The organism is Kitasatospora sp. NPDC058063, assembly GCF_042885395.1.
Lineage (GTDB): Bacteria > Actinomycetota > Actinomycetes > Streptomycetales > Streptomycetaceae > Kitasatospora > Kitasatospora lactacystinica.
Genome location: NZ_JBHVSD010000062.1, coordinates 1 through 6,376, shown reverse-complemented (window position 1 = coordinate 6,376; position 6,376 = coordinate 1). Strand labels below are relative to the sequence as shown.

3 protein-coding genes and 1 pseudogene are annotated in these 6,376 nt (G+C 75.3%); 2 read left to right on the top strand and 2 right to left on the bottom strand.

The features are described from left to right. Nucleotides 1–289: 289 nt before the first annotated feature. A pseudogene (locus ACFVUY_RS43095) lies at nt 290–1,582 on the bottom strand (SpoIIE family protein phosphatase); the annotation flags it as partial. 206 nt (nt 1,583–1,788) lie between these two features. After that, nucleotides 1,789–3,162, bottom strand: coding sequence for an NAD(P)/FAD-dependent oxidoreductase (locus ACFVUY_RS43090; RefSeq protein WP_387737346.1), 1,374 nt, complete (start codon nt 3,160–3,162; stop codon nt 1,789–1,791). Between the two features lie 552 nt (nt 3,163–3,714). Here ACFVUY_RS43090 and ACFVUY_RS43085 point away from each other — a divergent pair. Further along, nucleotides 3,715–4,590, top strand: coding sequence for a TetR/AcrR family transcriptional regulator (locus ACFVUY_RS43085; RefSeq protein WP_387695731.1), 876 nt, complete (start codon nt 3,715–3,717; stop codon nt 4,588–4,590). A gap of 336 nt (nt 4,591–4,926) precedes the next feature. Then, a partial coding sequence (locus tag ACFVUY_RS43080) for a sigma-70 family RNA polymerase sigma factor (protein ID WP_387737345.1) occupies nt 4,927–6,376 on the top strand: 1,450 nt, incomplete at its 3' end.

Below are 6,376 nucleotides of genomic sequence, written 5' to 3'. Positions count from 1 at the left end.
CGCCGGTGTCTTCCGGGGCTTGACGCCCTGTCCGACGTTTCAAACTCTAGCCGATCCCCGCTCCGAAAAGCGAATCCGACCGCAACCCAATAAAATGCGCACGCCGAATAAGCACCAGGCCGCAACGTGAAAAAACGACGAAGCGACCCGGCCCGAACCGGGAAGTGGTGTTTCAGAGGATTGGCTGCCCCGGGACCGTCCGCGCTGACGCGTGTCCGGTGCTCCCTGCCAGGCAGCTCGAAGAACACTAGACCTCCGGGCTCGCCGAGTCAACCGGCGCAACCGATTTCTCGGCGCCCTCCTCCGCCGGCAGCTGGAAGGCCAGGACGGCGACGTCGTCGTCGTGCTCGGAGGTCACGCCCATCGCCCGCAGCAGCCGGGCGCAGATCACCTCGGGGGCGCCCATGGCTCCGGCCAGAGTGCGGGCCAGGAGGTCGAGGCCCTGGTCGATGTCCTCGTCCCGGCGCTCGACCAGTCCGTCGGTATAGAGGACGCCGGTCGTACCGGGGAGCAGGCGCAGGGTGTGGGAGATGTGCAGGCCGCCGCCGGTGCCGAGCGGCGGGCCGTTCTGTTCCTCGCTGCGCAGGATGGTGCCGTCCGGGCAGCGCAGGAGTACGGGGAGGTGTCCGGCGGAGGCGTAGGAGAGGGTGCGGCGCCGCGGGTCCCAGACGGCGTAGGTGCAGGTGGCGATCTGGTTGGCGTCGATCTCCATGGCGAGGCCGTCGAGCAGGCGCATCACCTCGTGCGGGGGCAGGTCGAGGCGGGCGTAGGCGCGGACGGCCGTGCGCAGCTGGCCCATGACGGCGGCGGCGCGCAGGCCGCGGCCCATGACGTCGCCGATGACGAGTGCCGTGCGTCCGCCGTCGATGGCGATCACGTCGTACCAGTCGCCGCCGACCGCGGCCTCGGCGCCGCCCGGCTGGTAGGTGGCGGCGACCCGCAGGCCGGCCGGCTGGTCGAGCTTCTGCGGGAGCAGGCTGCGCTGGAGGGTGACGGCGGCCTCGCGCTGGCGGCGTTCGGCTTCGCGCAGGCGGGCGGCGGCGAGGACCTGGTCGGTGACCTCGGCGGCGAAGATCAGCACTCCGGCGGGCGGCCCCTCGGTGGGGGCGTCGCCGTTCTCGCCGGTGCCGAGCGGGACGCAGGAGACGTTGTAGTAGCGGTTGCCGGTGAGGCCGAGGATGCAGCGGGCCTTGACGCTGCGCGGGCGGCCGCCGCGGATGACCTGGTCCATCAGGGGCAGGACGCCCATGGTGGCGAGCTCGGGGAGGGCCTCGGCGGCGGGCAGGCCGGTGGGGCGTTCGCCGAAGAGTTCGCGGTAGGCCCGGTTGGCGTAGCCGAGCTGGTGGAGCGGGCCGTAGGTGACGGCCACCGGGGCGGGGATGCGGTTGAGGACCTCGCGCAGGTTCTGCGGCTTGTGCGGGTCGAGCAGCTCGGCGGTGGCGGCGGGGCTGCTCGGGTCGCGGGGGCCGGGCACGACGACGCCGTCGGGGCAGGGGGCTCCGTCCTCGGTGCCGGTCCCGTGGGGCGGGAGGGCACGCCAGGGGACTCCGGCCAGGCGGGCGCTCCAGCGCATGAGGTTCAAACGACGGCCGCTTCCTCGTTTTCCAGGCATATCATCACTTTTTGTGTGCACAGCAGCACACGGGGTAATGACCAGGTCGGGCTGATCCTGTCAGGCGGAGGCCCGGTTCCGGAAGTCGCGCGCCCGGCGTGGCCGTCCGTTCCGCCCTCCGATCCACCCTCCGGCCCGCCGTTCGGTCGGCCGCCGGCCCGGGTCGACCGGTGGGGTCACCGGGCGGCATCCGGTCCGCCGTCGGACGGCCGGTCGGACCTCGGGCCGAACCCTCCCTCGAAGGCCGAACGTGGGTGCTCCATCGCGCCCAGCGAGACCACCTCCCGGGAGAACACCCCGCCGAGCACCCAGTCCATCAGCACCCGCACCCGGCGCTCGGCGCTCGGCAGCCGCCGCAGGTGCCGGGCCCGGTGCAGCCACCAGGCCCGCCGGCCGGTGAGCCGGCCGCCGCGCCGGGTGTGGGCGACGGCCCGGCGCGGGCCGAGCGAGGTCGAGCAGGCGGCGGGGCCGGGCCGGTAGTCGGCCAGGCCCGGCGCGTGCGGCCCGCCGTCCAGGGCCACCACGACGTTGCGGGCGAGCAGCTCGGCCTGGGCGAAGGCGTGCTGGGCGTTGGGGGCGCAGGGGGCTCCGTCCGCGTTCGGGTCCGGTACGGCGGCGCAGTCGCCGGCCGCCCAGACGCCGGGCAGGGCACGTCCGTCCGGGCCGACGGCCTGCAGGGTCGCCAGACATCGCACCCGGCCGAGGGTGTCCAGCGGCAGGTCGGTCTCGCGCAGCAGTGGGGCCGGCCGGACGCCCGCCGTCCAGACCAGGGTGCGGGCGCCGAAGCGGCTGCCGTCGGAGAGCGCCACGACCCGGTCGGCGACGGACTCCAGGGTGGTGTCCAGCCGGATGTCCACGCCGCGCTCGCGCAGCTCGCCGAGGGTGTGCGCGGCCAGTTCGGGCGACTCCTCGGCGAGGATCCGGCCGGTCGCCTCGACCAGGACCCAGTGCAGGTCCTCGGCGCGGACGTTGTGGTAGCCGCGCACGGCGGTGCGGGTCATGTCCTCCAGTTCGGCGAGCGCGCCGACGCCCGCGTAGCCGGCGCCGACGAAGACGAAGGTGAGCGCCGACTGGCGCAGCGCCGGGTCGCGGGTGGCGGAGGCGAGGTCGAGCTGCTCCAGGACGTGGTTGCGCAGGCCCACCGCCTCGCCGACGGTGGAGAAGCCGAGGCCGTGTTCCGCGAGGCCGGGCACCGGTGCCGTGCGGGAGACCGAGCCGGGGGCCACCACCAGGACGTCGTAGGGCAGTTCGACCGGTGCGGGGGTCTCGCCGGGGCCTGCGGCGTCGGCCAGGGCGCGTCGGGCGGCGTGTTCGATCCGGGTGATCCGGGCGGTGAGCACCCGGCAGTCCGGCAGGACCCGTCGCAGTGGGACCACCACGTGTCTCGGGTCGATCGAGCCGGCCGCCACCTCGGCCAGCAGCGGGTGGTAGGTGAAGTAGGCCTCGGGCTCGACGACGGTGATCTCCACCTCTCCGCGCCGCAGCCGTTCCCGCAGGGCGCGCTGGAGGTGGAGTGCGGCGGCCGTTCCGGCGCAGCCGCCGCCGGCGATCAGGATCCTGATGGTGCGCCTCCTGCCGATGCGACGTTTCGTCCCGGCCGCCCCGCGGCCGGGGGTGTCCCCCCATCACGCCCCCTATGAAGGACCGGCAGGGGTCGTCTTGTCCACAGTCCGTACGGGGCTGGTTGCGACACGAGTGGCCGTCGTGGCCAGTTGTGCTTACTGGGCGACTTTCTGACGCACTTTCGGCCTCGGAGAGTGGTGAACTATGGTCGGATTGTGTACCGGGGCGGCCGTCGCCATGACAATCGGCGGCGACGCACCGTGGAGCGGCCACTACGGCCAGTTCCAGCGTTGGCGTGAGAACCCGACTGGGGGACAGTCATCCGGGGAAGGGTAGTTCCCGGACAGGGCCCCGGACGGTGCCGACGCGCCGAGCCGGACGTGGACCCGGCACGGCGGCACGACCGTGGTCACCGGAACGGGACGGGCGGCACGAGCAATGGGTCATCGGGTCATTTCTGACGGGCTGAGCTGCACCGGGGGGTGCAGGGGCGGGCGACGACAGGGTCCGGTTTCGGACGCCTGCGGGGGAGAGTTGGGATGATGGATCAGGAGCAGGTGTTGGGGCGGGTGGGTGCACCACAGGCCGGACCGGGCACGGTCCCGGAGCAGCGCGGCCCGGTGGACCTGCCGCCGCAGAGCGGGTCGGCGTACTCGGCGGTCGCGTACCGGGCCGAGCCCGCGCCGCCCGCGGTGCCGGTGCCCGGGGCCAGGTTGCGGGTCGACGCCCGGCGGAACCTGGAGAGCGTGCTGCGGGCGGCCCGCGAGGTGTTCGGCGAGTTCGGCTACGGCGCGCCGATGGAGGAGGTCGCACGCCGGGCCGGGGTCGGGGTCGGCACCGTCTACCGGCGCTTCCCGAGCAAGGAGGTGCTGGTCCAGCGCATCGCCGCCGAGGAGGTCGCGTGGCTGACCGCGCAGGCGCGGGAGTCGCTGTACGGCGGTGACGGCGCCTGGGAGGCGCTGGCCGGCTACCTGGCCCGCGCGGTGTCCACCGGCGCCGGGCGGCTGCTGCCGCCGGAGGCGTTCCGGTACGCGGAGGAACTGGGCCGGGTGCCCGAGCAGCGGGCGCCGGAACCGCCCGCGGCGGTCCGCTTCGACCTGCGCGGCGAGGAGGCCCGCTCCGGCGGGGTGGTCGAGCCGTCGGCGGCCGACGCCGATCCGCGGCTGCTGCTGCAGCTGCTGGCCGCCCTGGTGGCGCGGGCCGGTGCGGCGGGCGAACTGCGTCCGGGCGTCACGGTGTCGGACGTGGTGCTGGTGCTGACGGCCTCGGTGCCGGTGCACGCGGCCCGTCCGTCGGTCTCGGCGCAGGCGGCCGGCGGTTTCTCGCCGATTTCTCCGCAGACGGACGGTCAACCGACCGCCGGCCCCTCGGACCGGCTGCTGCAGATCCTGCTGGACGGCCTGCGGGAGCGCTGATACCCGGGCCGACCGGTCCGCCACGCCCGGCGGGTACGGGAGTTGGAGGGAGGACCGGCGCGCGGCCCGGATGCGCGCGCCGGGTGCGGGAGTCGCACACCCCACAGCCGCACGCTGGGCGAACACCCCCGCGACGGCCCCTCGGAGGAGTGGAAGGCGGTTGGTCCGGCTTCCGCCGGTCCCTGCGCTATGCCATCCTTTGCCCGTGGTTGGAGCCAATGTCCCGATGCGCGCCGTTCGCGCGCCGTCGGCGCCGTACGTCGGGGAACCGTGCGCCTGCGCACTCCCGCACGCCCTGCCACACTACGGGGGCTGTCGTGGAATCTGGGGTCCGTTGTGAGCGCCGAGGAACAGAACGACTACGGGTACGGCCTCGACTTCGGAGGCCTCTCCGGTGATCCCGGCGAGGGGCCCTGCAGTCTCAACGGCGTCGGCGGGACGGCCCAAGTGCCGGGCGCCGCAGCGGCTTCGGCCGCCGGACACGTCCCCGACCAGGCCGGGATGCCCAGCCGCGAGACGCTCTCCGCCTCCGCCGCCGCGCTGCCCCCGGGCCGGGTGCCCGGACAGGCCCCGGCGGGCCGGGGCGGCGTCGCCCCCGAGGCGTTCGTCGGCGACCCCTTCACCGGCGACGGCCGCACCGCCCGGCCGACCGTGCCCGCCCCCGCCGACCCGGTGGACGGCGAGCGCCCCGCCTCCGACGCCGACTTGACCGCCCGGGTCCGGGCCGGCGACGACACCGCGTACGAGGAGATCTACCGCCGGCACGCCGACTCGGTGCGCCGCTACGCGCGCACCTGCTGCCGGGACAACTTCACCGCCGAGGACCTCGCCGGCGAGGTGTTCGCCCGCACCCTGCAGGCGCTGCGGGCGGGCAAGGGCCCCGAGTTCGCCGTCCGCGCCTATCTGCTGACCGCCGTGCGCAACGTCGCCGCCGCCTGGCACCGCAGCGAGCGCCGCGAGCAACTCGTGGACGACTTCGCCGTGTTCGCGCAGACCTCGGCCGCCGTCGTCGACTTCGACCTCGCCGACCCGGGCGCCGACGCCTGGGCGATGGCGCTGGCCGACCAGCGGATGGTCATGCAGGCCTACGCCGAACTGCCCGAGGACGACCGGGTGGTGCTCTGGCACACCGAGGTCGAGCGGGAATCCCCGAAGACCGTCGCGGTGATGCTCGGCAAGACCGCCAACGCCACCGCCGTCCAGGCCCACCGGGCCCGCGACCGGCTCGCCGCCGCGTTCCTCCAGGCGCACGTCTCGGGCAGCCAGGACAGCGGCTGCGAGGCCTACGCCAACCGGCTCGGGGCGTACGCGCGGGGCTCGCTGCGCAAGCGGGCCTCGGCGGAGGTCGGCCGGCACCTCAAGGACTGCGACCGCTGCACGGCCGCCTGCCTGGAACTGACCGAGATCAACACCGGGCTGCGCGCCCTGCTGCCCGGCGGCGTGCTCGTCTGGATCGGCGTCGGCGGCTTCGGCGCCGCCGCGGCCGCCGTGGGCGGAGCCGCCGCCGTCGGCGGAGCGGCAGCCGCCGGGACGGCCGCCGCCTCCGGGTCCTCGGGGGCCGCCGCGGGTGCGGCCGCCGCCGGTTCGACCGGTGCGGCCTCCGGCGGGGCGGGAGCAGCCGCGGCCGGCGAGGGCCTGGGCACCGCCGCCAAGGCCGGGATCGCCGCCGCCATCGCGGTGGCCGCGGCCGCCGTCGCCGCGTACGCGCTCACCGGCGCGCCCGAGCCGGCGCCCCCGGCGGCCGCTCCCCCGGCCCCCAGCGCCCCGGTCGCCGTCGCTCCGGCAC